At 40.5% G+C, this 26,055-nt stretch carries 24 protein-coding genes; 9 read left to right on the top strand and 15 right to left on the bottom strand.

From position 1 onward, the window contains the following. Window positions 1–133: 133 nt before the first annotated feature. Entirely contained in the window at window positions 134–2,353 is a 2,220-nt protein-coding gene (gene dnaX, locus FTU02_RS11010; protein WP_180157120.1) for a DNA polymerase III subunit gamma/tau, read from the top strand. Between the two features lie 22 nt (window positions 2,354–2,375). Here the strand turns inward: dnaX and FTU02_RS11005 are convergent, their stop codons facing one another. Both FTU02_RS11005 and FTU02_RS11000 read right to left on the bottom strand, forming a co-directional pair. Further along, window positions 2,376–2,807 (bottom strand): thioesterase family protein, encoded by a 432-nt coding sequence (locus FTU02_RS11005; protein WP_180157118.1) that lies wholly within the window; start codon window positions 2,805–2,807, stop codon window positions 2,376–2,378. A 35-nt stretch (window positions 2,808–2,842) separates the two neighbouring features. Then, window positions 2,843–4,003 (bottom strand): iron-containing alcohol dehydrogenase, encoded by a 1,161-nt coding sequence (locus FTU02_RS11000; protein ID WP_180084813.1) that lies wholly within the window; start codon window positions 4,001–4,003, stop codon window positions 2,843–2,845. Window positions 4,004–4,121: 118 nt separating this feature from the next. Here FTU02_RS11000 and FTU02_RS10995 point away from each other — a divergent pair, with 118 nt between their 5' ends. The 4 genes from FTU02_RS10995 to FTU02_RS10980 are packed head-to-tail and all read left to right on the top strand — an operon-like array spanning window position 4,122 to window position 7,886. Next, window positions 4,122–4,637, top strand: coding sequence for a low molecular weight protein-tyrosine-phosphatase (locus tag FTU02_RS10995; RefSeq protein ID WP_180084814.1), 516 nt, complete (start codon window positions 4,122–4,124; stop codon window positions 4,635–4,637). Between the two features lie 9 nt (window positions 4,638–4,646). Beyond that, the gene (gene murB, locus FTU02_RS10990) at window positions 4,647–5,684 is read left to right on the top strand and encodes a UDP-N-acetylmuramate dehydrogenase (RefSeq protein ID WP_180102511.1); all 1,038 of its coding nucleotides are present in this window, start codon (window positions 4,647–4,649) and stop codon (window positions 5,682–5,684) included. 19 nt (window positions 5,685–5,703) lie between these two features. After that, window positions 5,704–6,843 carry a YdcF family protein gene (locus FTU02_RS10985; RefSeq protein WP_180157117.1) on the top strand — a complete coding sequence of 380 codons (1,140 nt, stop codon included), beginning with the start codon at window positions 5,704–5,706 and terminating at the stop codon, window positions 6,841–6,843. Further along, a complete protein-coding gene (locus FTU02_RS10980) occupies window positions 6,843–7,886 on the top strand; it encodes an alpha/beta hydrolase (RefSeq protein ID WP_111884274.1) in 1,044 nt (347 codons plus the stop codon). Before FTU02_RS10985 ends, FTU02_RS10980 begins: the two co-directional genes overlap by 1 nt. 450 nt (window positions 7,887–8,336) lie before the next feature. Here the strand turns inward: FTU02_RS10980 and FTU02_RS10975 are convergent, their stop codons facing one another. Together FTU02_RS10975 and FTU02_RS10970 are read right to left on the bottom strand one after the other, a co-directional pair. Continuing rightward, window positions 8,337–10,007: an FMN-binding glutamate synthase family protein gene (locus tag FTU02_RS10975; RefSeq protein ID WP_180035278.1), complete on the bottom strand. Its 1,671-nt coding sequence runs from the start codon at window positions 10,005–10,007 to the stop codon at window positions 8,337–8,339. Window positions 10,008–10,584: 577 nt separating this feature from the next. Then, the gene (locus FTU02_RS10970; RefSeq protein ID WP_180157116.1) at window positions 10,585–11,583 is read right to left on the bottom strand and encodes a YafY family protein; all 999 of its coding nucleotides are present in this window, start codon (window positions 11,581–11,583) and stop codon (window positions 10,585–10,587) included. 260 nt (window positions 11,584–11,843) lie between these two features. Here FTU02_RS10970 and FTU02_RS10965 point away from each other — a divergent pair, with 260 nt between their 5' ends. The 4 genes from FTU02_RS10965 to FTU02_RS10950 are packed head-to-tail and all read left to right on the top strand — an operon-like array spanning window position 11,844 to window position 15,544. After that, the gene (locus FTU02_RS10965) at window positions 11,844–13,391 is read left to right on the top strand and encodes a circularly permuted type 2 ATP-grasp protein (RefSeq protein ID WP_180157115.1); all 1,548 of its coding nucleotides are present in this window, start codon (window positions 11,844–11,846) and stop codon (window positions 13,389–13,391) included. Between the two features lie 22 nt (window positions 13,392–13,413). Further along, window positions 13,414–14,016 carry a hypothetical protein gene (locus FTU02_RS10960; protein WP_180157114.1) on the top strand — a complete coding sequence of 201 codons (603 nt, stop codon included), beginning with the start codon at window positions 13,414–13,416 and terminating at the stop codon, window positions 14,014–14,016. Beyond that, entirely contained in the window at window positions 14,013–14,792 is a 780-nt protein-coding gene (locus FTU02_RS10955; protein ID WP_180157113.1) for a transglutaminase family protein, read from the top strand. The genes FTU02_RS10960 and FTU02_RS10955 overlap by 4 nt, the downstream gene beginning before the upstream one ends. A 17-nt stretch (window positions 14,793–14,809) precedes the next feature. Next, on the top strand, window positions 14,810–15,544 hold the full coding sequence (locus FTU02_RS10950) for a proteasome-type protease (protein WP_180157112.1): 735 nt from the start codon (window positions 14,810–14,812) through the stop codon (window positions 15,542–15,544). 80 nt (window positions 15,545–15,624) lie between these two features. Here FTU02_RS10950 and alr read toward each other — a convergent pair whose 3' ends face one another. The 11 genes from alr to FTU02_RS10895 all read right to left on the bottom strand — a co-directional run bounded on the left by alr (window position 15,625) and on the right by FTU02_RS10895 (window position 26,011). After that, on the bottom strand, window positions 15,625–16,698 hold the full coding sequence (gene alr / locus FTU02_RS10945; RefSeq protein ID WP_180157111.1) for an alanine racemase: 1,074 nt from the start codon (window positions 16,696–16,698) through the stop codon (window positions 15,625–15,627). 48 nt (window positions 16,699–16,746) lie between these two features. Then, the gene (dnaB, locus tag FTU02_RS10940; RefSeq protein WP_180035272.1) at window positions 16,747–18,186 is read right to left on the bottom strand and encodes a replicative DNA helicase; all 1,440 of its coding nucleotides are present in this window, start codon (window positions 18,184–18,186) and stop codon (window positions 16,747–16,749) included. A 238-nt stretch (window positions 18,187–18,424) separates the two neighbouring features. Further along, window positions 18,425–18,871: a 50S ribosomal protein L9 gene (gene rplI / locus FTU02_RS10935; RefSeq protein WP_078188585.1), complete on the bottom strand. Its 447-nt coding sequence runs from the start codon at window positions 18,869–18,871 to the stop codon at window positions 18,425–18,427. 9 nt (window positions 18,872–18,880) lie between these two features. After that, window positions 18,881–19,108 carry a 30S ribosomal protein S18 gene (rpsR, locus tag FTU02_RS10930; RefSeq protein ID WP_004278792.1) on the bottom strand — a complete coding sequence of 76 codons (228 nt, stop codon included), beginning with the start codon at window positions 19,106–19,108 and terminating at the stop codon, window positions 18,881–18,883. Between the two features lie 12 nt (window positions 19,109–19,120). Then, complete coding sequence (rpsF, locus tag FTU02_RS10925; protein WP_004696436.1) at window positions 19,121–19,507, bottom strand: 30S ribosomal protein S6; 387 nt, start codon at window positions 19,505–19,507, stop codon at window positions 19,121–19,123. 520 nt (window positions 19,508–20,027) lie between these two features. Then, window positions 20,028–20,906: a heme o synthase gene (gene cyoE / locus FTU02_RS10920; protein WP_180157109.1), complete on the bottom strand. Its 879-nt coding sequence runs from the start codon at window positions 20,904–20,906 to the stop codon at window positions 20,028–20,030. A gap of 10 nt (window positions 20,907–20,916) precedes the next feature. Continuing rightward, window positions 20,917–21,243 (bottom strand): cytochrome o ubiquinol oxidase subunit IV, encoded by a 327-nt coding sequence (locus FTU02_RS10915; protein WP_078188582.1) that lies wholly within the window; start codon window positions 21,241–21,243, stop codon window positions 20,917–20,919. Then, the gene (gene cyoC, locus FTU02_RS10910) at window positions 21,243–21,863 is read right to left on the bottom strand and encodes a cytochrome o ubiquinol oxidase subunit III (RefSeq protein ID WP_078188581.1); all 621 of its coding nucleotides are present in this window, start codon (window positions 21,861–21,863) and stop codon (window positions 21,243–21,245) included. The genes FTU02_RS10915 and cyoC overlap by 1 nt, the downstream gene beginning before the upstream one ends. A gap of 4 nt (window positions 21,864–21,867) precedes the next feature. After that, window positions 21,868–23,856: a cytochrome o ubiquinol oxidase subunit I gene (gene cyoB / locus FTU02_RS10905; protein ID WP_078193968.1), complete on the bottom strand. Its 1,989-nt coding sequence runs from the start codon at window positions 23,854–23,856 to the stop codon at window positions 21,868–21,870. A 3-nt stretch (window positions 23,857–23,859) separates the two neighbouring features. After that, the gene (gene cyoA, locus FTU02_RS10900) at window positions 23,860–24,927 is read right to left on the bottom strand and encodes a ubiquinol oxidase subunit II (protein ID WP_078193967.1); all 1,068 of its coding nucleotides are present in this window, start codon (window positions 24,925–24,927) and stop codon (window positions 23,860–23,862) included. Window positions 24,928–25,228: 301 nt separating this feature from the next. Next, entirely contained in the window at window positions 25,229–26,011 is a 783-nt protein-coding gene (locus tag FTU02_RS10895; RefSeq protein WP_078193966.1) for an RDD family protein, read from the bottom strand. Window positions 26,012–26,055 lie beyond the last annotated feature (44 nt).

Below are 26,055 nucleotides of genomic sequence, written 5' to 3'. Positions count from 1 at the left end.
CATTGGTAATTTTTATTAAATTTACCTGATCATTGGGAGAGTCCAAGATCGAATTTTTATTGTCCAAACTCTGCCATTTATTTCACTATTAGACAAAAAAACAGTATGCTTACACCTGTAAAAAGGAGCATACATGTATCAAGTACTTGCACGAAAATACCGTCCACGAAATTTCATTGAACTCGTGGGACAAAACCATGTGTCACGCGCACTTACCAGTGCCTTAGAACGTGGTCGGTTACATCATGCGTATTTATTTACAGGTACTCGAGGTGTGGGTAAAACCACTATTGCCCGTATTTTGGCAAAATGTCTGAACTGTGAAACAGGTGTAACCTCAACGCCGTGTGAAGTCTGCCCAACGTGTAAAGCAGTAAATGAAGGTCGTTTTATTGATTTAATTGAAATCGATGCGGCATCACGGACCAAAGTTGAAGATACGCGAGAACTACTCGATAACGTTCCTTATGCACCAACCCAAGGTCGCTTCAAGGTTTATCTGATCGATGAAGTGCATATGCTCTCTACGCATTCATTTAATGCGTTATTAAAGACTCTAGAAGAACCGCCAGAGCATGTGAAGTTCTTATTTGCTACTACAGATCCACAAAAATTACCGATTACTGTCATCTCACGTTGTCTGCAATTTACTTTGCGTCCTTTAGCGGTGGATGAAATCACATCGCATTTGACAGATATCTTACAAAAAGAACAAATTCAAGCGGAGCAAGATGCGATTTGGCAAATTGCTGAATCGGCTCAAGGTTCACTGCGTGATGCATTGTCACTAACTGATCAGGCGATTGCCTATGGTCAAGGTTCAATTCAGCACCAAGATGTTAAAGACATGTTGGGCCTAATTGACCGCACGATTATTTATGATTTGATTTTAGCCATTCATCAAAATCATCGTGAACGCGTGAGTGCTTTACTCATGCAATTCCGTCAACAAGCACTGGATGTGTCGCTGGTATTAGATCAGTTAATTTCAACGTTACATGAATTGGCATTATTACAATACTTGCCAGACTTGGCGTTGAAATATAGCGCTGAGATCAATCAAAAAATTATGCAATTGTCGCAGTTAATTTCAGCTCAAGATTTGCAGTTGTATTATCAAGTCGCATGCAAAGGTCGGGCAGACTTGCAGTTGGCAGTCACGCAAGAGCAAGGTTTTGAGATGTGTGTGCTGCGTCTATTAGCATTCCGACCATTACAGCCAAACGAAATGTTGGTCTCTGCCGTACAGCAAGAGTCAGCCGCACAGCCACAGCTTGCTCAAAATCAGGCCGAAACAGTTCAGCCGACTCAAACACAGTCTTTGCAGCAACCCAATACCGTTGTTGAGTCTGCTGCACAGGTTGCCACTGTTGAGCAGCCTGAAGCTGTACCCGCTGTAGACACATCGCCAGCTTTCGATGATTTTGATGATTCACATTATGATGACGATGATGGCTATGTTTCTGCACCTGCAGTCGATGAACCTTCATCTGATGATTTTTTAGATGATCCTGAAGAGGATGTGATTAGCCAAACTTCTACAGCATCTACAGCAAATGGCACTCTAGATACGCAAGAGGTTGCACCGGTTGAGTCTGTATCGACACAGCAAAATGACACGCTTGTTATGGATGCCGTGGCAGAAGATACATTATTTGATTTAGATCCGACGCCGAGTACTGAAACTGAAGAAGTTGATGTGAGCGCTATAAATTTTGAAGATATTGCTCCTTTAGAGTTAACAGCTTTAGAGTCAACAAGTACAGAGGCTGAAACGACTCAGCCAAATTTGACAGATGCAGTTGAGCCACAGCATGAGGTGAATGAATCAGTTTCGGGTGCTCAAGGCGACAATGGTTTTGATCTAGCTCCACCACAAGTTACGCAAAGTTCCGTTTCTTCGGATGCTGTTCAAACGGGTTCATCTTCTCCCTTGATGCCACAAGATATTTTGACTTTACAGCCTCAAACCCTTGAAGGTGAGTGGACGGTCGAAAAGTGGGAGTATTGGTTCCGAAATAGTCAACTTTCACCTGCGGTACAAGAGTTGGCTCAGCATGGCATTATGCGAGGTACGATTGACGGTGAATCGACTTTCCATATTCCAAAGCGATACGAAGCTTTAGTGACTCAATTACAGCATGTATTGGAACAAGCCATTCATGCACAATGGTCAAAATGTCGTTTCCATATCAGCTTTGAAGATGTCGAAGAAACCACACCGTATGCTTTACAACATGTCCGCAAGGAAAAGGCCTTTGCACGTGCAAATGAGTTATTACATGCAGAGCCTGTTGTTAAAGATTTGCTCAAAAGCTTTGATGGTGAGTTGCAAAATATCCAGCTCAAATAAGTTCTAAGCTGGATTCTAAAAATTAAAGTAAAAACTGGGTTAAAGCATCTCGCATATCATCGGGTATCGAGGTGCTTTTTCGTGTTTGGCGGTCGACAAACACATGTACGAAATGTCCTTGGGCTGCAGCCTCATTTTGTCCTTGTTTAAAAATAGCCAAGTCATAGCGCAGTGAAGAATTACCAATTTTTTCAATCGCAACCCCAACTTCAATGATTTCTGGATAGGACAGTTCTTGTAAAAAACTGCAGGCTGAATCGACCACTAAACCGATGATCGGGGTATTTTGCAAATCAAAACAGGCATGTTGAATCAAGAGTGCATTTGCAGCGGTATCAAAATAGCTGTAATAAGTGACATTATTGACATGACCATACATATCGTTGTCTGCCCAACGTGTTTGGATTGGAAATAAAAATCGATAGTTTTGGCGGCGTTTAGTTTTAGGTTTCATCGTTGGTATTTTCTTTATTTCAAAATGAGTGAACTTTAGGCATAGATCGATTGGTAAATCTGGCGAGCATCTTCAAACTGCAGTTCTCGCGGATTATTTTGTAATAGTCGCGTTTGTAATAACGCGTCTTCTGCTAAACGATCGAGCATATTTTCAGGCACATTGAGTTGGCTGAGTTTTAGCACCAAACCGCTCTGATCTAAATGATTTTGCATATGATCAATAAATAAATCACATAAACCATCGGTACAGCCCGTACTGTATGGATCTAGCCAACTCATGAGTTCTGCATAATGCTGCTTGGCCTGAGGTGCATTAAACTTTAACACTTCAGCGAGAACCAGTGCATTGGTATGACCATGCGAGAGATGAAAGTGTCCACCGAGTGGATAGGCGAGTGCATGCACCGCTGCAACTGGTGCATTAGCAAAGGCCTGACCTGCAAGCATTGAACCGACTAGCATGTGCTGACGCGCTTCGAGGTTATGTCCATCTTGTAAAACCAGCGCTAAATTTTTATTTAATAAACGCAAAGCTTGTTTAGCAAGCATATCCGCATACGGATTTTTTTTAATTTTTGATGTATAGGCTTCAATGGCATGCACCATGGCATCGATACCGGTTGCTGCGGTAATGTGTGCGGGAAGATTTAATGTAAAGTTCGCATCGAGGATACAGACATCGGCATACAGTACAGGGGAGACGATACCTGTTTTGGTGGTTTCACCTGTAGTGACGATAGAGATTGGTGTGACTTCAGAGCCGGTCCCTGCCGTTGTCGGAATCAAAATGAGCGGTAAGCGTGGTCGTTTTGCATTAGCTACACCATATAAATCACTGATCTGCTGTGTTTGCTTAGGATGAGCCAAAATCGCAATAATTTTAGCCACATCCATTGAACTGCCTCCGCCAAAACCAATAATCAAATCTACTTTTTCATTCTTGGCAAATTGAACTGCATCCAAAACTATATGTTCTGCAGGGTCAGCTTGAATACTGGAATAAATTACATAGTCTTGATGGATACTTTCTAAAATATCCAAAATGGGTAAATGTAATTGTTGTTGCAACATACCGGGGTCGGTCACAAGCATGACACGTTTGGCTTGAAAGTCGCCTAGGATCTCTCTCAGTTGGGAAATAGAGCCTAAGCCTGAAATAATATTGCTGACGGTTTGAAACTGAAATTGACTCATTGGCTTATCCCTAATTTTTTATATCCAAATAAACATTATTCTTGAGTGTTGATATAGGATTCATCCTATAAATAACTTAACATAAGACGCTTGAAATAAAAGTAGTCTTGAGGTTGTTATGTCATCCAGCACGCCATATAAGGTGTTGTGTGTTTGTTTAGGAAATATTTGCCGTTCACCTACGGCTGAAGTGGTTCTCAGACATTTTTGTGATGAAGCGCAACTCAATATTCACGTCGATTCTGCGGGTACGAGCAATTATCATCCGGGCAAAGCGCCTGATCTACGTAGCCAACAGCATGCAAAATTACGTGGCTATAACTTATCTGCATTACGTGCACGTCAGTTAACGGTTCATGATTTTATTGAATTTGATTTGATCTTAGCCATGGACTACGAAAATTTAGACAATATTCAAAACCTCATGCAAAAAGCGCAGCAACAATTGGGGCAGCTACGTGCCCAAGTGTCTTTGATGAGTCAACATGATCACCAATATCCGCAACAAGAAGTACCAGATCCGTACTATGGTGGTGATGCAGGGTTTGAACATGTATTAGATCAATGCGAATCTAGCAGTCAGGCTTGGGTCAATTATTTAAAAACTCAGTTACAAGCACAGCAAAAAAATTAAGGTTTAAGAATGCAAATTCAAACACAGGTTCAGCTTAAGCCATTTAATACATTAAGCCTCGATGCTGTAGCATCTCATTATGTACGTGTTCAATCGGTAGAAGATATCCAAGCAGCGCTCGACTTTGCAAAAGCTGAGCAATTAAATGTATTGGTACTTTCAGGAGGCAGTAATATGCTGTTGCCTGAGCAAATACATGCTTTAGTGATGCACATGGATATTCAAGGTATTGAATATGTACAAGACGATGCCGATACACAGACTTTAAAAGTGGGTGCAGGGCAAGTGTGGCATGACTTTGTGCTATGGACGACGGCACACCAGTTTTATGGCTTACAAAATTTAGCATTGATACCCGGTTTAGTCGGTGCTTCACCTGTGCAAAATATTGGAGCTTATGGTGTTGAAGCGGGTGAGTTTATTGAATCTGTACAGGTCTATGACCGAGTAACAGAACAGCAAAGTAGTATTAGCGCTGCCGATTGTCATTTTTCATATCGCCATAGTATTTTTAAAGATGAGCCAGAGCGTTTTATTATTACGCATGTCACGTTTAAACTTTTAAAACATGCAGATTTAAAATTAAATTATGGTGATTTAAAGCAGGCGGTAGGTGAAGACTTAAGTGCAGAAAACCTACAACAACAAGTCATTCATATTCGTCAAACCAAACTCCCAGATCCGAAAGAATTTCCAAATGTCGGAAGTTTCTTTAAAAATCCTGTGATTAGCCAGCAAGCCTTTGACCAAATTGCGCTGCAATTTCCCAATTTACCCCATTACCCACAACCGAATAATGCGGTAAAACTGGCAGCGGGCTGGTTGATTGACCAAGCAGGTTGGAAAGGGAAATCTGTGGGTTCAGTGGGTATGTTCCATAAGCAAGCTTTGGTATTGGTCAATTACCAAGACGCCACGCTGCAAGATGTACGTACAACTTACAAAGCTGTACAACATGATGTTTTTGAAAAATTTAATATTGAACTACATCCTGAGCCTGTATTATTTGATACAAATGGCTTGATTCGATCTCACGCAGATCAATAAAAACATAGGTTTTAGATTTATGCATAAAACACATTGGATGGTTCGCTTAGTACAAATTGCCGCAGTGCTATTTGTACTTTTGGGCTGTCTAATGATTTTTATCTATACGCCGTTTTATTCTAAATTGATCGTTAAAAGTTTAAATTATTTCGTTCCTGTAGAAGTCAATCAGCTCGCAGCGCAAAGTCAAAAACTCGGCGCTTTAAGTGATGATGATAACTATGAGCCGGGTTCTGACTTATGGATAGCGCGTCAAGCGTATTTAAAACTCATGGAGCAAGCCATACAGTCTGATGAGCCTCAAGATTTAACCCTTATACAAGCACGTTATAAGGCGTTACAGCAGCTCATTGAAGAAGAACATGAAAAGGAGAAGAATGATAGTCAAAAGGATACACCGAAAGTACCTCTGCTGAATCCTTCTGCGTCCGAGGCGGCTTCTTCTGAAGCATTGGCGGAAAATCCTGCTCAAAAAATGAAAGAGCTGCTTGAGCTCAATAGTGCGGAAAATAAAGGACTAATGACTCAATATACCGAGTTCTTAAAAACCCATGAAATTGAGCAAGCGGCTTCAGAAGCGGAACCGATCGATGATGAAACTTATCTTGATCTTGCCAAAATGAAAGATAAAACATTAAAGCAGCCAACCGCAGAGCCGTATGCGATTGTGGTGTTAGGTGGTGGTTTAACCTTAGATAAAAATGATAAAGATATCGTAGTGAATGACTATACGAGACTTCGACTGGAAAAAACACTCGATGTCGAACGTGTCAATAAGTTACCGATTGTACTGAGTGGTGTAGAAGCACCGTATATGCAAGCATGGTTAAAGCAATATGATGTCGATGCGAAATTGCTAGAAGACCGTAGTATGAATACATGCGAAAATTCGCGTTTTAGTTCGTTGCTTTTACAGAAAAAAGGCGGAGCACCGACGGTTATTTTAATCACCGACCAATATCATATGCCTCGAACACGTCGTTTATTTGCATTAAATGGTATCGAAACCATTCCTGTTGTTGCACCTATGCCAACAACATTAACTACATGGCGACCAAGTGAAAAAAATTATGACCATAGTCGTCGTGCTAATTATGAATTATTAGCCACCTTACGTGATGTTTGGTTTGGCTCAAGTGACTGTCGGGAGGTCCCATAATGTCAGATATCCCATTTCTTAATCCTTCGATCCTTAAACAATTAGATCTTCCTGTTCCAAGTCGAGAATTAACCCCACAAGTATTAGAACCGCTAAATTTAAATCGACCTTTTGAGCCTAGTGTTGAAATACAGTCTTATAGACGACTTTATGGTTTAGATGCCTTGAACTGTGAACATTGGCAAGGCTATGTAGAAATGCCTTTGTTCAAATTACATGTACAAGTATTTCAACCGAAACTGAAGACTGAAACGGATGTCATTAAAGGCACAGTATTTTTATTGCATGGTTATTTAGAGCATAGTGGAATATATCAGCCGATTATTCGTGAACTCTTAGATCAAGGTTTTAGTGTTTTAACCTATGATTTACCGGGGCATGGTCTAAGTAATGGATCGCCAGCCAGTATTCAAAACTTTGATCATTACCAACAAGTTTTGGAAGCAGTATATCGTTATGTGAAACATGCGGCTCAACTACCAACCCCATGGTTAGGGATTGGGCAGAGCACGGGTGGTGCGATTTGGCTGCATCATCTGTTAGATTTTGCTGAACATCGCAAAAACCCTTATGTCGAACGGGTTTTATTATTATCTCCGCTGATTCGCCCTGCAAAAACGGCATGGTGGCATAACTCGGTTGGATTAGGCATTATTCGTCGTATTAAACGTGAAGTGCCACGTCATTTTAGACGGAATAATCATAATCCTGAGTTTTTACGTTTTGTCCGCTTAAAAGATCCTCTACAACCACGAATGATGGGGATGGATTGGATTTTGGCCATGTCAAAATGGATGCAGGAGATGGAGGAACGCCCAGCTTGTCGTATTCCGGTGTGGTTAGCGCAAGGCGCACAGGATCAAACTGTAGATTGGCGTTATAACATTGAGTTTATACGTCGTAAATTTCGTTTACAGACGCTTCTCATGCTTGAAGAAGGTTCGCATCAGCTGATTAATGAACGTGCCGATATTCGTGCTGCATTAACAGGTTTGATCCCGGCATTCTTGCATGCTCAATCCAACAGTAAGTCTTATTACTAACTGATGTTACGCACTAACCTCAGGAGCGTAATTTGATTTAAATAAAAGTACGATACGCGAGAAGGTCATCCGCAAGTGTTTGAGGCTGGACTACTCCTAATCAAAAATGTTTTTGCAATACTTTGAATAATTTGACGCTAGTGAACGAGTTTTGTTGGTGAGGTGCATTGCACCGCAAGAAGGTTTCCTTGCGAAGCACGCTTCTCATTTTACCAAATGAGAAACAACGTTTCGTAAGAGTACCTCCAGCCGAAGGGTAATCCCTTTATTTAAGCCCTAGATGTAAGACTCCGTCGAATAGGCTTAAAAATTATTTTAAAAATGCGTATTTACTTTTACGCGCGTAACATCAGTTACTAATTGACGATTGAGCACAGCTTACCTTAATCAGTGTGATGGATCTAGACGAAAAAAAAGAGGCGTAGTTGCCTCTTTTTTATGCGGTAGGAATCAGAACTTTTCTAGATGAGCCATATTCCACATACGGAAATAGAAGTTTTCTTCATCTTTATTTTCACAACTGAGTAACTCCCCATCCTTTAACCAAAAATGTAGCTGTGCATAGTTTTTAATTTCACGGTTGTTAATGCGCTGCGCTAGATGGTGCGCACGGATATCTGATGGATGTTGTAAACCCGCAGAGGCAATAAGTTCAGATAAACCATGCATGGTGTTTTTATGGAAATTAAAAACACGCTCTGCTTTGGTCGGAACATGGATGGCTTTTTGACGGTCTTTGTCCTGCGTTGCAACGCCAACTGGACATTGGTTGGTATGACAGCTTTGAGCTTGAATACACCCGACTGCAAACATAAAGCCACGAGCTGAGTTCACCCAATCTGCACCAATTGCCATGGTACTGGCAATATCAAAAGCACTAATAATTTTACCACTGGCACCGACTTTAATTTTTGAACGTAAGCCTGCACCAATCAGGGTGTTATTGACAAAGAGTAGGCCTTCACGCAGTGGCGTACCCATATTATCGATCAATTCAATTGGCGCTGCGCCAGTCCCACCTTCAGAACCATCTACCACGATAAAATCGGGTGTAATCCCTGTATGTAACATGGCTTTTACGATACTCATAAATTGCCATGGTTGCCCGATACACAGTTTAAAACCCACAGGTTTTCCTTCTGACAGTTCGCGCAATTGCTGAATAAATTGCATCATTTCAATAGGGGTGCTAAAGGCAGGATGGCTAGATGGAGAGATACAGTCATGTTCACGGCTGACACCACGGATTTGAGCAATCTCTTCGGAAATTTTGTCTTTAGGTAAAATGCCACCATGGCCTGGTTTTGCACCTTGAGATAATTTGATCTCAATCATTTTGACTTGAGGGTGCTTGGCTTGTTCAGCAAAACGTACAGGGTCGAATTGACCATCAATCGTACGGCAGCCAAAGTAACCACTACCGAGTTCCCAAACAATGTCGCCACCATTTTCCAAGTGATAAGGACTAATACTGCCTTCACCGGTGTCATGGTAGAAATTGCCCATTTTTGCGCCTAAGTTTAAGGCACGAATGGCATTGGCACTTAAGCTACCAAAGCTCATCGCAGAGATGTTTAATATCGATGCGCTATACGGTTGCTTACATTGCTCATTGCCGATGTTAATACGGAATGTTTCAGGAATGGCAGGAATGCAAGGTGACAAGGAGTGATTGATAAAGCGGTAATCATTTTGGTAAACATCAACAATTGAACCAAATGGTTTATCTGCATTTTGGTTTTTTGCACGTTGATAGACCAAGCTACGTTGCATACGAGAAAAGGGCAGTGCATCTTGATCAGATTCAATAAAATATTGGCGAATTTCAGGTCGAAATTCTTCAAATAGAAAACGAAAGTGCCCCATGATAGGGTAATTTTTTAAAATCGAATGTTTGTTTTGTATGACGTCATACAAACCCAATAAGCTTAAAAGCCCAGTAATGACCCAGATACTATTCAATAAGGTTTGTGGAATAAAATATTGAATATAACGAGGGGAATAACCTAAATGAAAACTCGAAATGAGTAGGAAGATAAAAATACAAGCAAACCAAATGGAATGCCGAGAAAAAAAAGTATTTAGTAGCTTGTGGCGAATAGTTTGCGCTGGACTGGCCATATTTTGAAAAATCTTATTCAGCTCATTTGCTCATAATTTGCCGAGTTTATGCACAATGCTCAAGCTTTAATTTGTTGATTCAGTGTAGCATTTATAAAAAGCAGCACTCAAGTTGGATGAAATTTTCATTTAAAGCCAAATCAGATAAGAAAAGCAGGAATGTTCTTTAAGAAAATTTGTGAAAAGTAGTGCGGTTCTTGTTATTTCACAGTACGCAAAATGGAGGTTAAAGTGATTTTACTTTCTAAACACGAGGTGCTGAATATGACTATGAAATCTATTCGTTATAATAATGCCGACCTAGCCTGCCTATGTCAGTAATTGATTATAGCCATGAGAAATTAGCGCTATGGCATAAGGTATTCAGCAGATACTTATGCTGTAGTTCCTTTGACCTAAATGACTAAAATTACAAAAATATTCTAAGAAATTATCCAGTCCCAGCGTTGGGACTTTTTTATGTGTTGATAATTTAAGTGAAAATCTAAGCAAAAAATTAAGTGCTAAATATTTATTATGAAATAAAAGTTGCTACCTCAAATTTAATATTTCAGGTAGCAGAAAGTCTGAGATCGGTTTAGTCATTGCGTTGTTGTACAACCATAGCGACTTCTTCAGGTTCAATTTTCTGAATCTTTTTACCAAAACTACGCAGCCACCATGTTAACTGAGAGGTAAAAGGTACTGTTGCACTAACTTCCATCCAGCCATCTTCGGTTTTTTGAATCACTTGATCTTTACTTAGTTGACTTTCTTCAAAATAAACAGCCTCTGCTTCAGACATGGTTAATTTGAGCTGAATCATTTCAGTCGGCTTATTGAAGTCCACACGGAAGCCAAGCGCTCCAGAGTCAATATAGGCATCGATATCAAAATCGACAGGGTGTAATGCACGTGAATTTAAGACCGTAGCAGATTTAAAACGATGTAAAGCAAAGGTTTGGATGTCTGTTTTGTCATGACGTGTACAAACCAAATAGATAATTGCACCTTTTTGGACCAAAGCCAGTGGATTTAAAATATAGGTCTTTTCTTCACTTTGTTGTCCACGACCTTGATAAAGACATTCGAGTTGTTTGTCTTGTAGTAAGCCTTCATAAATTGATTGCTGTGCAGCTTTTTCAACCACAGGAGGAATCAATGGCTGAGTTGCTGGCACGATTCGCACGCGGTTAATCCACTGACGGACATTATTTTGTGACGACAGGCTCCGACGTGCGAGGTCAAACCAAGGATTCATTTCTTCAATTAAGCTCGGTGGAAGCAAATGTTTTAAGTGCTCCTCAACCATCATAAAGGTGACCGCTTGTGAGCTAGTCATATGAGGCAAGCTTTGAATTGGTGCATCGGAACGCCAACGCCAGCCTTGTGGAGTTGTTTTACTACTCTCAATTGGGAAACGCAGAGAAATTTGATTTAAGTCACGCTGAATAGTGCGTAGGCTGATATCAATGCCTTCACGGTTCAGTATTTCTTGTAATTCACGCGTACCCATCCACTTACCTGTGGACAGTCGTGAAAGAATTTGCCACTGACGATAGAGGCTGTTCGACGTTTCTTTTTCTTGTGAAGACATAATCTAGTGCTTGAACTTGGACTTAAATGAATAAAATGATGCTGTGGGACACAATAAGAAATCTTCCTGCGTTAAGCAAGTCTTCATCTAAAAAAACTAAGATGATTTTAATAACGCAATTTGACACAACTTGAGCAGTTACATGCTGTACCACTTTGCAAAAATGATGCATAAATAATCAAAGAGAAGCAGCATATGTATTGATGGCATATATATTGCTTTATCTGATTTACAAAACATGACAAAAACATGGAGTTGCTATGCTGAAAGAAAATCGTAATACAACTTCAAATGGAATTGAGGGTTATGAGGCAAAGTTGGTTAATATTTCTGTCTCTACATTAAAAACTTTACCACTTGCTCGAGGATATGCGCTGTTTAATCAATTCAATTCGGATTTTTTTAATGAAATGCGCGACAGCAAAACGGTAGCTAAAGAATCATGCCAACGGATAGAGCAGTGGTTATCACAGCATACGCTTGATGAATTGAAGCAGCTGAATCAGGTTGCAAAACAACATTTTCTCTATGAAGGCATTACCTTTACAGTGTATGGCGAAGATGAGGGCATTGAACGCACCATACCTTATGATCTTATTCCTCGTGTGATTGCACGAAAGGAATGGAATAATTTATCTCTAGGCTGTGCACAGCGCGTGAAAGCACTCAATCTGTTTTTACATGATGTCTATCATCAACAAGATATTTTAAAAGCAGGAATTATTCCTGAACTGCAAGTCTTAACCCATGAAGCCTATTTGCCACAAATGTATATGCATGGGCTAAAAGGTAAAATTTATAGCCAAATCAGTGGCATTGATATCATCCGTGATCAATCAGGCGAATTTTACGTCCTTGAGGATAATCTCAGAACACCGTCGGGTGTGTCATATATGTTGGAAAGCCGTAAAATTAGTCAAAAACTGATGCCTGAACTTTGCCAGCAAAGCAACATCATGGGGATTGAGCAGTATCCGCAGCTTTTACGTGAAATTCTTGCAGAAAATGCCTACGTCGATAACCCGTTTATCGTGGTTTTAACCCCAGGGCGTTTTAACAGTGCGTATTATGAACATGCCTTTTTGGCAAGAGAGATGGATGTACCCTTAGTGACATCGCGTGACCTTTATGTAGAAAACGATAAGGTTTATGTGAAAACCATTAAAGGCCGACAACAGGTTGATGTAATTTATCGTCGTGTGGATGATGCTTTCCTCGATCCATTATGTTTCAAACCTGACAGCACTTTGGGCGTAGCAGGGCTCATGTCAGCGTATATGCAACATAATGTGGTCATTGCAAATGCACCGGGAACAGGCGTAGCAGATGATAAATCGATTTATCCTTATGTGGATAAAATGATTCATTTCTATTTAGGCGAACAAGCGATCCTGAAAAATGTGCCGACTTATCAATGTCGTGAGCAGAACGACTTGGACTATGTGCTGTCGAATATCGAAAAATTGGTGGTCAAAGAAGCACAGGGTTCAGGTGGTTACGGCATGCTGATCGGTCCACAAGCTTCTTTACAAGAATTAAATAGCTTTAAAGATAAAGTGGCCGCAGCACCACATTTATATATTGCACAGCCGACTTTAAATTTATCTGTCAGCCCAACCCTAAGTGAGGCGGGTGTTTCGGAACGCCATATTGATCTGCGTCCATTTGTACTGAGCTCTCCATATCGAACTGAGATTGTACCGGGTGGCTTAACTCGTGTTGCAATGCAAGCAGGTTCATTGGTGGTGAATTCTTCGCAAGGCGGCGGGATTAAAGATACATGGGTTGTAGACGATTTACGCTCATAGCACTTCAGTGAAGGAGCAAAACATGATTTTATTAAACAGTAATGCAGAACATATTTTTTGGTTGGGACGTTATTTAGCACGCACTCAATATTTATGCAGTATTTTTCCATTTCAAGATGTCGATATGGCATTGAACTATGCACATGCTTTTTGTTTACCAGCCTTCGATGTCGACTCAATGAATGAATTGGTCTTAAATGCAGAGCAACCGGCGTCATTTTACAGCCAATTTAAATATGCGCAAAGTAATATACAGGACTTAAGGGGTGTACTTTCAGCAAAAAGTTATGCAGAACTCAGCCGTTTAATTCGCAATGCGAGTGATAACCCGGGTTATATCTGTGACGTGGTAACAGATTGCCAAGATGTTTTAGAGTCCGAATCTGAAGATGTATTTTTATTTTTTAGTTTAGGACAAGCCATAGAGCAGCTTGATCGCCAGTTACGCATGCAGCAGGAGATTCAATACACCCTAGCGAAGATTGAATATATCGTAATCGCTTTGGTTCAGTTTGGCTGGGAAAGCGTGCAAGAGGCATGGCAGGCACTAAAGCAACAACCGAATAGCCAAAATTTTTACCATTTCAGTGATCATATCCAAAATATGTTTGAGGTGGCTGTATGAGGCTCATGATCAACCATCAGACCCATTATGTTTACACTGATGTGGTTAGCAGAAGCATTCAATATATCAAAATGACCCCGTCCACCAATGCGCATCAACAGGTGCAAAATTGGGATGTGAGTGTGCCGGGGCAACGTGATATGCAATTGGATACTTTTGGTAATGTGTGGTTGACCACAACGCAGAGCGAACCTTATCTTCAAATGACCATTATGGCGCAGGGCATCGTAGAGATGAATTTGAGTTCAAATGATTCAAATGCGGATGATTTAAACCCGAAATTGTTTTTACAGCCAACGCCGAGTACGCAGTGCGATATTCACATGAAAAGTTTTGCCGATTGTTATGTCCCTCGTATCAATCGTTCCAATCTGATTCGTTTGGCTGAAGCGATCTTGACGCATATTTCCTATGTTTCGAATCAGACATCTGTACGTACTTCTGCAATAGATGCTTTTCATTATAAACAAGGGGTATGTCAGGATCATACTCATGTCATGATCGCAATGTGTCGCTATTTGGGTATTCCTGCACGATATATTTCTGGGTATTTATTTGTACCGAATAGTAGCCATCTTGCTAGTCACGCTTGGGTAGAAGTCTATATCGAAAATAAATGGTATTGTTTTGATGTAAGTAATCAGCTATTTACACCACAATCACATATTTATGTCGCGATTGGGCGGGATTACTGGGATGTAGCTCCTGTTCGAGGTGTTCGTGATAAAGGTGGTATTGAGTCTATGAGCTCAATTGTACAAGTGTTGAGTTGTTAATCATTTGAGGGAAAAAAATGACCTATTGTTGTGCATTACGATTAAAAGATGGCATGGTATTTGTCAGTGATACACGTACAAATGCAGGAGTTGACCATATTTCAGTTTTTCGTAAACTTTATACCTTTGGTGTTGCGGGTGAGCGATTTATTACCATCCAAACCTCTGGGAATTTAGCTACTACACAAGCGGTCATCGGGCATTTACAAAATAAACTAGAAGTCAAACAAGAGCCGAATCTATATAGTGTAAATACGATGTTTGAAGTGGCAGAACTGGTCGGAAATACCTTAAAAAAAGTTATCTCTGATGTCACCTCAGATATTTTAGAACAAAGTAATTATTACTGTAGTTTATTAGTAGGTGGTCAAATTGGTAGCGCTGATATGCAGCTATATAATATCTATCCGCAAGGTAATTTTATATGTGCAACACCGGATACCCCATATTTTCAAATTGGAGAAAGTAAATATGGTAAGCCGATACTTGACCGAACTTTGCGTTACGATATGCCGCTCGATGAAGCAATGCGCTGCAGTTTAATTTCTTTTGATTCAACGATACGCTCAAATGTGTCTGTAGGTATGCCTTTAGATGCTTTAGTCTATAAGAAAGACAGTTTAGAAATACCTACTGGTAAACGCATTTATGAAGAAGACCCATACTTCACCATGATCAGTAAAGGCTGGTCAGAAGCATTGCGTCAGGGCTTAATCGAATTGGCAAAACCAACAGCTGACTATTTTCAATAATGATTTAATTTACGAATAGATCAATAAAAAAAGTCAATAAAAAAGCCCAGAATTGATCTGGGCTTTTTGATTTGGCGGTATTACGCTAATTTACGTACAGGGCGCGCGCTCATACGGCATAATAATTCATAGCCAATGGTTCCGTTCGCTTCTGCAACGTCATCAACTAAACGGTCTTTACCCCAAAGCTCAACTTCAGTGCCTATTGGTGCATTCATACCAGTGATATCAATCGCAATCATATCCATGGCAACACGACCAATCACACGTGTTTTCTGTCCTTGAATAGATACATAGTTTTGTTTAGGGAAGGCACGTGGATAACCGTCACCATAACCAATCGACACAATCGCAAGATCCATTTCTTGTTCTGCAACGAAAGTCGATCCATAACCCACAGATTCACCAGCTTGAATGGTATTTAAAGCAATCACTTCAGCGGTAAAGGTCATCACCGGTTTAAGATCTAAGGCTTCTACAGAACGATCTGCGAAAGGTGTCGCGCCATAAAGCATGATGCCTGGGCGAACAAAATCAAAATTCAGTTCTGGCCATTTGAAAATCGCTGCTGAGTTACAGCACGAACCCATGATTGGCGCACAGGCTTCTTTTACGTGTAAAAATTGTTCACGTTGTTGGTCATTTAGTGGGTGATTTTCTGCGTCAGCATTGGCAAAATGCATAGCCAGTACGCAAGTAAAACCTTCCGCCTTTAATGCATTGATAACATCAATAATTTCAGGCACTTTAAAACCTAAACGGTTCATACCGCTGTTGAGTTTAACCCAAACTTTCAGACCTTGAGCGATATAGGAATCTTTATGCTCACGTAACCAATCTAGTTGTTGCTGATGATGTACCACACATTCAATTTTTTTATCGATGATAATTTGCATTTCATCATCTGAGAAAATGCCTTCAATCAATGTAATAGGCTGTTCATAACCCAACTCTCGAATTTCTAAAGCTTCTTCTAGGCAGGCAACACCGAAGGCATCACTGTCTTTTAAGGCTGCTAAGCAGTCTTTAACTCCATGTCCATAAGCATTGGCTTTTACCATGCTTACAATTTTAGCGGTTGGGGCAAGTTGTTTGACACGGTTTAAATTATATTGAAGTGCTTGTTGATCAATATAAACTGTAGCTTGGCGCACCCTAAATACTCCTACAGGGTCGATGAATTAATGGATGATAAAGAGTCTTTACTCTTCATCATCATACTGAGCATAAAACTCAGGGGAGAGGTTACTAAATTTGGTGTATTGACCTTCGAAGGCAAGACGCACAGTACCAATTGGACCGTTACGCTGTTTACCAATAATAATTTCTGCAGTTCCTGCTTCTTTCGACTCTTTGTTATAAACCTCATCACGGTAAATAAACATGATCAAATCGGCATCCTGCTCGATCGCACCCGATTCACGTAAGTCGGACATCACTGGGCGTTTATTAGGACGGTTTTCCAGTGATCGGTTCAACTGTGACAGTGCAATTACTGGGCAGTGCATTTCTTTAGCCAGTGCCTTTAAGCTTCGAGAAATTTCCGAGATCTCGCCAACACGGTTATCACCCATACCGGGTACTTTCATAAGCTGCAAATAATCGACCATGATACAGCCAAGTTTACCGCCATGCATTTTGGCAATTCGGCGCGCACGGGCACGTACTTCAGTTGGAGGTAGTGCAGACGAGTCATCGATATACAAATTCTTTTCTTGTAGATGCACAATAGTACTGGTCACTTTTGACCATTCATCAGCATCCATTTTACCTGAACGTAAATGTCCTTGGTGTACACGACCGAACGAGGATATCAAACGCATCGCAATCGAGTCCGCGGGCATCTCCATAGAGTAAACTAGAGCGGGCAGGTTATTATTAAACAGTACACTTTCAACCAAGTTCATGGCAAAAGTGGTTTTACCCATCGATGGACGGGCCGCCACAATAATCAAATCGCCTGCTTGCATACCTGAGGTTTTATTATCTAGTTCAACAAATCCAGTGGTTAAACCCGTGATACTGCCTTCAGTTTGTGAAAGTTCATTCAACTTATCAAAAACACTAGCAACGACAGAGTTAATAGCTTTAGGGCCTTGTGCTTTGGCGTTGTTGTTGTGTTGCTCGGCAATCGAGAAAATATTGGTTTCTGCCAGATCTAAAATTTCACTGACCGTACGACCTTTGGTGTCATAGGCATTTTGTAAAATTTCTGAGCTGACTTTAATCATGCTGCGTAAAGTGGAAAATTCTTTAATTTTTGCAGCATACGTTTCAAGGTTATAGAAACTTGAAGGTGAATCTGACATGAGTTGCATCAGATATTCTTCGCCACCAGCAGCATCGAGCAAGTTTTGTTTAATCAGCCAGTCATTGACCAAGACCGCATCATAAGGTGAGCTATCTTTTGACAGTTGATCGATGGCACGGAAAATATATTTATGACGGGTCGCATAAAAATCAGCTTCAGTCAGTACATCACCCACTTGCTCAAAAGATTCTGCAACGGTCATCAGTGCAGCAAGCACGGCTTGTTCAATCGCAAGGTTATGGGGTGGGGTACGAAACTCTTTCAACGAACTTTGTTCTGTGGTTTTTGCTGTTGGCGTAGAGTTTGGCTTGATGGCATTCGCCTGTGACATAAAAATCCCTGATGCTGAAACCATTTAATGTGATGGAAATGGGTGCTAATTACAGTTTTTTCAACTCTTCATTGAACTGAAATGATAGGCGTTTTCTACAGAAATGCGAACAAGTATTTCCGATTAATTCGTCACACATTGAATTGAATGAAGAGTTGAAAATGTAAAAAAGTTGGAGCACTATTTTTTACAGATAAAAAAAGAGCATGCGTAAGCATGCTCTTTTCTTTGCAAGAAATTACTCAGCTACGATAGTAACTAGAACTTCTGCAACAACATCATGATGCAATTGGATTGCGATGTTGAATTCACCAGTGTTGCGAAGCGCACCATTTGGTAAACGAACTTCTGCGCGGTCTACAACAAGACCAGCATTAGTTAACGCGTCAGCGATGTCACGAGTACCGATAGAACCGAATAGTTTACCTTCGTCACCAGCTTTAGCAGTGATCACGATGTTAACTTCGTTCAATTGGTCAGCACGTGCTTGAGCAGCAGCTAATACTTCAGCTTCTTGTTTCTCAAGTTCAGCACGACGAGCTTCAAATGCAGCAGTGTTAGCTTCAGTAGCAGCAACTGCTTTACCTTGAGGGATAAGGAAGTTACGGCCGTAACCAGCTTTAACTGAAACTTTATCGCCTAATTTACCAAGGTTTTTAATGCGTTGTAATAAGATAATATCCACAGCTCAACCTCACTTATGATTGTCAGTGTAAGGGATCAAAGACAAGTAGCGAGCTTGTTTGATAGCAAGCGCTAATTGACGTTGGTAACGAGCTTTAGTACCTGTAATACGGCTAGGAACAATCTTGCCGTTTTCAGTGATGTACTGTTTTAAAGTGTCGATATCTTTGTAGTCGATGTACGTAACGTTCTCAGCTGTAAAGCGGCAGAACTTGCGACGACGGTAAAAACGTGCCATGTTATGTTCTCCTTATGCTTCAGCAGAGTCTTGAGCTTGTTGTGCTTCTTCACGTTGAGCTTTACGCGCACGTTTTTCTTCAGCACTCTTAGCCAATAGTGACTCTTCAGTGATAGCGTTTTCACGACGGATGATAAGGCTACGAATGATTGCATCGTTATAACGGAACAATTCTTCTAGCTCATCAAGAGTAGTTTGACCACACTCAACATTCATAAGAATGTAGTGAGCTTTGTGGATCTTGTTGATTGGGTAAGCCAATTGACGACGGCCCCAGTCTTCAAGACGGTGGATTTGACCTTCAGCTTCTTTGATGTGAGTTAGGTAACGTTCTACCATACCCACAACTTGATCGCTTTGGTCTGGATGTACCAATAGTACGATTTCGTAGTGACGCATTGTCAGCTCCTTACGGTTTAGGCAGCCCCAATCATTAATTGATTGAAGCAAGGAGTCACAACTAAAGTTGTGTCGCAAAGTTTGCGAAGCGTGAATTTTAGAGCGTTTAGGTTTGAAATACAAGGCATACACCTAAAAAGGCTTAATTATTTTGTGGTTTAATGACTATCTTTAATACACAGCTAGAATCGGATGCAGATTGTAAAATAGGAGATATGTTTTTAATTGCGGGGAGCTTATCTTGTATTTGATGAGTTACGATCATATAGACGTTGTAATGATATAAATTTGATTTAAATTAAAGATCTTTTGTCATATTTGATTGTAGATATCGATTTGAATGCTAATACGAATATGAAATATTTTTGTACTTGTCTGAAATCTATTGTACATGGGTAGATATTGGGAGAATCAGCGTTAAAACAGTTTTAGTGTGTATAGTAGTATTTCGTTTTAAATTTTTTGCTTTGCATTGAAGATGCCTAGAAATAAAAAAAGATAGAGTAAAACTCTATCTTCTTTAAAAAAATACAATTGGCTTTAGAGGAGCAGTGGAAGTAAAACTAAAAATTAAACTAATCACTGTGATCAATTTGACTGAAAACATGAAATATTGTTTTGCCCAAATTTGATCATCTTCAGCTTTGAATCCTTGAATGGTCAGATAAATCCAATACAGACTTAAGGCATTCAGGACAATCATATAAATCCAATTTGCATAACCAAAAAAGAATAAACCATTCATGGTCATGCAGAACAAAAACACATAAACCAAAGACTCAACTTTGGTACGGTGAATTGAACGAGCTACAGGTAAAATTGGAATACCTGCATTTTTGTAGTCATCAAATCGGTAAACAGCAATTCCCCAAGAATGAGGCATTTGCCAAAATGCATAACCAATAAAAATCAGTAATGCACCTAAATCAAACTGGTTTGCAACAGCCGTATACCCGATTACAGGTGGCGCTGCGCCAGAAAGACTGCCGATAATGGTTTGATGGATTGTTGTTCGTTTTGTCCATAAGCTATAAAAACCAACGTATACGACAAAACCAATAACAGCAAAAAGAAAAGCGTAAGCATTTACCCAGAACCATAAAATGCTAAAACCAATTACACCTAAAACTAAAGCAAAAACTAAAGCAACAGGAATCGAAATTGATTTTTTAACCATCGCACGATTTTGTGTGCGTTGCATTTTTGAGTCGATGTCTTGGTCAATAACGTTATTGATTACACATCCAGAAGCGACCACAAAGAGGGTGCCTAAGAGGGTAAGAAGCAACAGAAGGAAATCTACAGAACCTTGGGCAGCTACAAAGTAGCCACCCAAAGCGGTAACAAAGTTACCAAAGAGAATTCCTGGTTTAGTCAGGAATAAATACTTTTTCAGCATGACGACCAGTTTAGATCATCATGTTGAAGTGAAGGTAGTTCATAATCCACACAGAACCTACTAAAAGGATAGCAATTGTGAGGATTGTATAAACAAATGCAATCACGTTCCAGCGTTGCTCTGAAGAAGAGTTCATATGCAGGAAGTAAACTAACTGAATAAGAACCTGAGCAACTGCAGTAATCGCGATTACGGCAACCAATAGACCGCGGCTAAAACCACCTGCCATTACCATACCGAATGGAATTACGGTAAGTAGAACAGAAAGGATAAATCCGATTGTATATTGTTTAACGTTACCGTGAGCTGCACCAGCAGAGTTATGATCGTGACTCATTAGATAACTCCCATCAAGTAAACAACGCTGAATACGCAGATCCAAACGATGTCAAGGAAGTGCCAGAACAAGCTTAGGCAAGCAAGACGACGAGTGTTTGGAAGTGTCAAACCATATTTCTTGATTTGGAACATCAACACAAGCATCCATACCAAACCAGAAGTTACGTGAATACCGTGCGTACCAACTAAAGTAAAGAACGCAGATAAGAACGCACTTGTGCTTGGGCCATGACCAGCATGAACTAAATGATTGAACTCATAAAGTTCCATGCCAATGAAGGCTGCACCAAATACCCAAGTAACTGCTAACCAAGTTAAAACTTGACCAACATTTTTCTTGTATGCTGCAAGAACAGCAAAACCAAAAGTTACAGAAGAGATAAGAAGGGCGAAAGTTTCAGTTAAAACGAAACCTAAAGATTCACCAAACAGCTCTTGTGCACTTGGCGTACCCACTGGAACGTGGCTACTTAATACAGCGAACGCGATGAAGAGTGTCCCGAAAAGAACCAAGTCACTCATCAAGTAAGTCCAGAAACCAAAGACAGTGATGTCAGTATCATCGTGATGATGATGTTCGTCATGTCCGTGGTTGTCGTGATGAAGTACTTCAGCCATTGTCTTAGTCCTTCTTCAAATGTTTTTCAAGAAGCGCGTAGCGTTCATTTTCAATACGTTCAACTTCTGCAGCTGGAACATAGTAGTCCACTTTCTTTGTGAAAGAAGAAACGATGAAGCTGATAATTGAAGCAATGAAAGTTACAACGACTAACCACCAGATATGCCAGATTAATGCGAAGCCCATAACTGTAATAAACATTGCAATTACGAAACCTGCCGCACGGTTTGTAGGCATATGGATGTCTTCGTATGTAGTTGGCTTAGCGTAAGCAACACCATTTTCTTTGTCAGTCCAGAAAGTATCAATACCATTGATCTTTGGAAGATAAGCAAAGTTATAGAATGGCGAAGGAGATGAAGTAGCCCACTCAAGAGTACGACCATCCCAGATATCGCCAGTAACGTCCATGTTGTCTTTGCGTTGAAGGAAACCAACAACGATTTGCATAACAAAACAGAAGATACCGATAGCAACTAATACAGAACCAAATAAAGCGATTGCTAAGTACGGATCCCATTCAGGGTTGTCATATGTATTCAAACGACGAGTCATACCCATGAAACCAAGGATATAAAGTGGCATGAATGCAAAGTAGAAACCGAAGAACCAGAACCAGAACGCTGCTTTACCCCAAGTTTCATTCAGTTTCCAACCAAACATTTTTGGCCAGTAGAAAATGATACCCGCGAACATTGCGAACACTACACCACCAATAATTACGTTATGGAAGTGAGCGATAAGGAATAAAGAGTTGTGTACTAAGAAGTCCGCTGGTGGAACTGCCATTAATACGCCTGTTAAACCACCAATACCGAAAGTCACAAGGAAGCCAAGTGTCCAAAGCATTGGAGTTGTATAGGTGATGCGGCCCTTGTACATGGTGAATAACCAAGAGAAGATTTTCACACCAGTAGGGATCGCAATGATCATGGTCATGATACCGAAGAACGCGTTAACGTTGGCACCAGCACCCATTGTAAAGAAGTGGTGAACCCATACAACTAGTGAAAGAACACCAATTGCTACAGTTGCGTACACCATAGATTTGTAGCCGAACAACGCTTTGCGTGAGAACACAGCAGTAACTTCTGAGTAAATACCAAAAGCTGGTAATACCAAGATGTAAACTTCCGGGTGACCCCAAGTCCAAATCAAGTTTACATACAACATTGGGCTACCACCCATGTCATTTGTAAAGAAATGGAAGCCGAAGTAACGGTCAAGTGAAAGCATTGCAATAGTCGCAGTCAAAACTGGGAATGTTGCAACGATAAGCACTACAGTAACTAATGCAGTCCAAGTGAAAATAGGCATGTCCATAAGTTTCATGCCAGGCGCACGCATTTTGATGATGGTAACGAAGAAGTTAACACCAGTAAGAAGCGTACCTAGACCAGAAACCTGAAGTGCCCAGATATAGTAGTCTACACCTACACCTGGAGAGTATTCGATGCCAGAAAGTGGAGGGTAAGCCATCCAACCTGTTGCAGCGAATTCACCAATTGCAAGAGAAGCCATCATTAAGCCCGCTGCGCCGGCGAATAACCAGAAGCTAAGAGAGTTTAATAATGGGAATGCTACGTCACGTGCACCAATTTGAAGTGGTACAGCAACGTTCATTAAACCAACAACTAGACCCATTGCTACGAAGAAGATCATGATTACGCCATGGGCAGTAAAGATCTGGTCATAGTGTTCTGGGTGTAAGTAACCTTCACCGCCACCTTTTGCAAGGAACAGTTGAAGACGCATCATAATCGCATCGGCAAAACCACGCACAAGCATGACAATTGACACGAGGATATACATGATACCAATTTTTTTATGGTCTACAGATGTGAACCATTCGTTCCACAAGTAGCCCCATTTTTTAAAGTAGGTGATACCAGCAACAATTGCGATACCGCCAAGGATCATCATTGCAACAGTAACCAACACGATTGGGTCGTGTGGAATTGCATCTGGTCCTAACTTACCTAATAAGCTCATGTCTTATTCCCCTGCAACAGTCGCATGTTCAACGCCTGCATGAGCTTCAGAAGCAGCAGCTTCGTGTCCAACAGTAGCTGTATGATCAGCACCGTGGTAGTTGCTCATGTATTTGTTAATCACTGATTCGAACAATTTAGGTTCAACTGAAGAATAGTAAGTCACTGGGTGTGGCTTAGTAGGGTAAGGCTTCATTGCTTCAGCTAGAGCCTTCTCTTCAGGAGTAGTTGCTTTGGCAACTAAAACTTCGATCTGGTGTTTAGAACGGTTGCCGTCACGTAAGGTTGCAAATTCAGCTTGGTCTAAAACAGTTTTTTGAACCGCTTCAGGATTAACTGAAGAACCATTACCAGCTTTAACAGCAGAAACCCATTCAGCAAACTGAGCATCAGTCACAGCATGTGCACGGAAGCGCATTTGTGAGAAGCCATAACCTGAATAGTTAGAAGAGAAACCACGGAAGCCTTCAGCAGGACTAGTTTCATCAGCTAATAAGTTCAAGTGAGTTTGCATACCTGCCATAGCATAAATCTGACCACCTAACGCCGGAATGAAAAATGAGTTCATTGTGAAGTTAGATGTTAAACGAAGGCTTACAGGAGTTTTCTCAGGGAAGCGGATCTCGTTTACAGTCGCGATGCCTTGTTCAGGGTAGATGAAGATCCATTTAAATTGTTCAGCAATAACTTGAACAGTTAAAGGAGCTTTATCTGACTCGAGTGGACGGTAAGGGTCATACTTGTGGGAACCCCACCAAGTTAACCAAGCTAAAATAGCGATAATAATTACGGGAATACCCCAAACTACAACTTCAATTGCAGTCGAGTGTGCCCAAGTAGGTGCATAGTCTGCATCTTTATTTGACGCGCGATATTTCCAACCAAACCAAAGAGCCATAAGTGCTGATGGAATAACTACCAACAACATTAGGTAGATCGCAGTAAGCATGAGGTTTGACTGACCTTCAGCAACTGGACCTTTTGAGTTTAGAAGTACCATATCACCACCACACCCAGTTAAGAGTGCAGCGATCGCAGATAAAGACAATACAGCTAAAATTGTTTGTCTCATTTTACAACCTCGGTGAAGAGTCCCATTCCCTAATTTTTAAAATTGGGATAGCGAATAAAGTGTCGCATGATTGTGATTTTTCAGATATGAAAAAAAGTTCACAATGATGTGACACCGCTACGTTGTAGGGCATTATGCCTGATATCGGCAAACTAAGCTATACATAAAGATGCTTTAAATGACTGTATTAAAACCCTATTTTGTTGGTCGGGATTGTGTTTTTTTTATCTGAATTTTATTTTAATTTCAATGTAATGCACAAAAAAGGGATGAGAAATTCATCCCTCAATAAAAGTGAAAGTTATTGGTTTATTACCTTGGTTTTTGCTAACTTGTCATGCAAAGTTTGACGCTTTTTGCCGAAAATAAAAACGGAATCAATGATTGCGCTTAAAGGCATCGATAAAAAGTTCAGAAAAATAAATAAAACACTACGTAAAGTGAAGCCACGCATGAGGTTTACAGGTTGGCTGGTTTCAGCATCTACGATTTTAATTTTGGTGATTTTTTTACCAATACTTTGACCAGATTTAGCAATCAAATACGCTTGAATGAAAAGCATAATGAAGAGGTAAGCAAACATTGCAATCCAAGCTTGGTTGGGAAACATCTCAACCATTTGTGTTTGTAGTGCTTGTAAAACATTAGGGTCAGCATTTGGGGTCATCACAGCTTGCATAAACTGTTCATTTAGATTGGCAAATTGTGTCTTTTCACTTGGATTAAAAAATGCCGTTAAGATAAAAGTTGCCGGTATCCAAAGCAGTAAATCGACGATCTTAGCCAAAACACGTTTAGGAATACTTGCTAGGCTAGTTTGCAATTGTACAGCCTGAGGTTGTGTGTAGGTATTTGATGGCGTAGTTGTAGTTTGATTTGATTCGAATGCTGTCGGTGCTATATATCCTGCAGGCATATAAACCAACTGACCTTGAGTGAGTTCACCCAAAGCTTTCCATTCGGTCATACCTTGGTGCCAAACCAAGTCCGTGAGTAACACTTGTTGGCTCGCGAGCATTTGGTTAAGTTGTTCTAGGGTATAGGGACCAGCTTGTTGGTTATTTCGTGCCAAGTAAATCTGCATAAAACTAAAATCTCAAAAAACGTCTGTAAAAGTATAAATAAAAA

The organism is Acinetobacter sp. YH12045, from assembly GCF_013419925.1.
GTDB lineage: Bacteria > Pseudomonadota > Gammaproteobacteria > Pseudomonadales > Moraxellaceae > Acinetobacter > Acinetobacter amyesii.
Note: the sequence above shows the minus strand (reverse complement) of the source record. Positions and strands in the feature narration are given on the sequence as shown.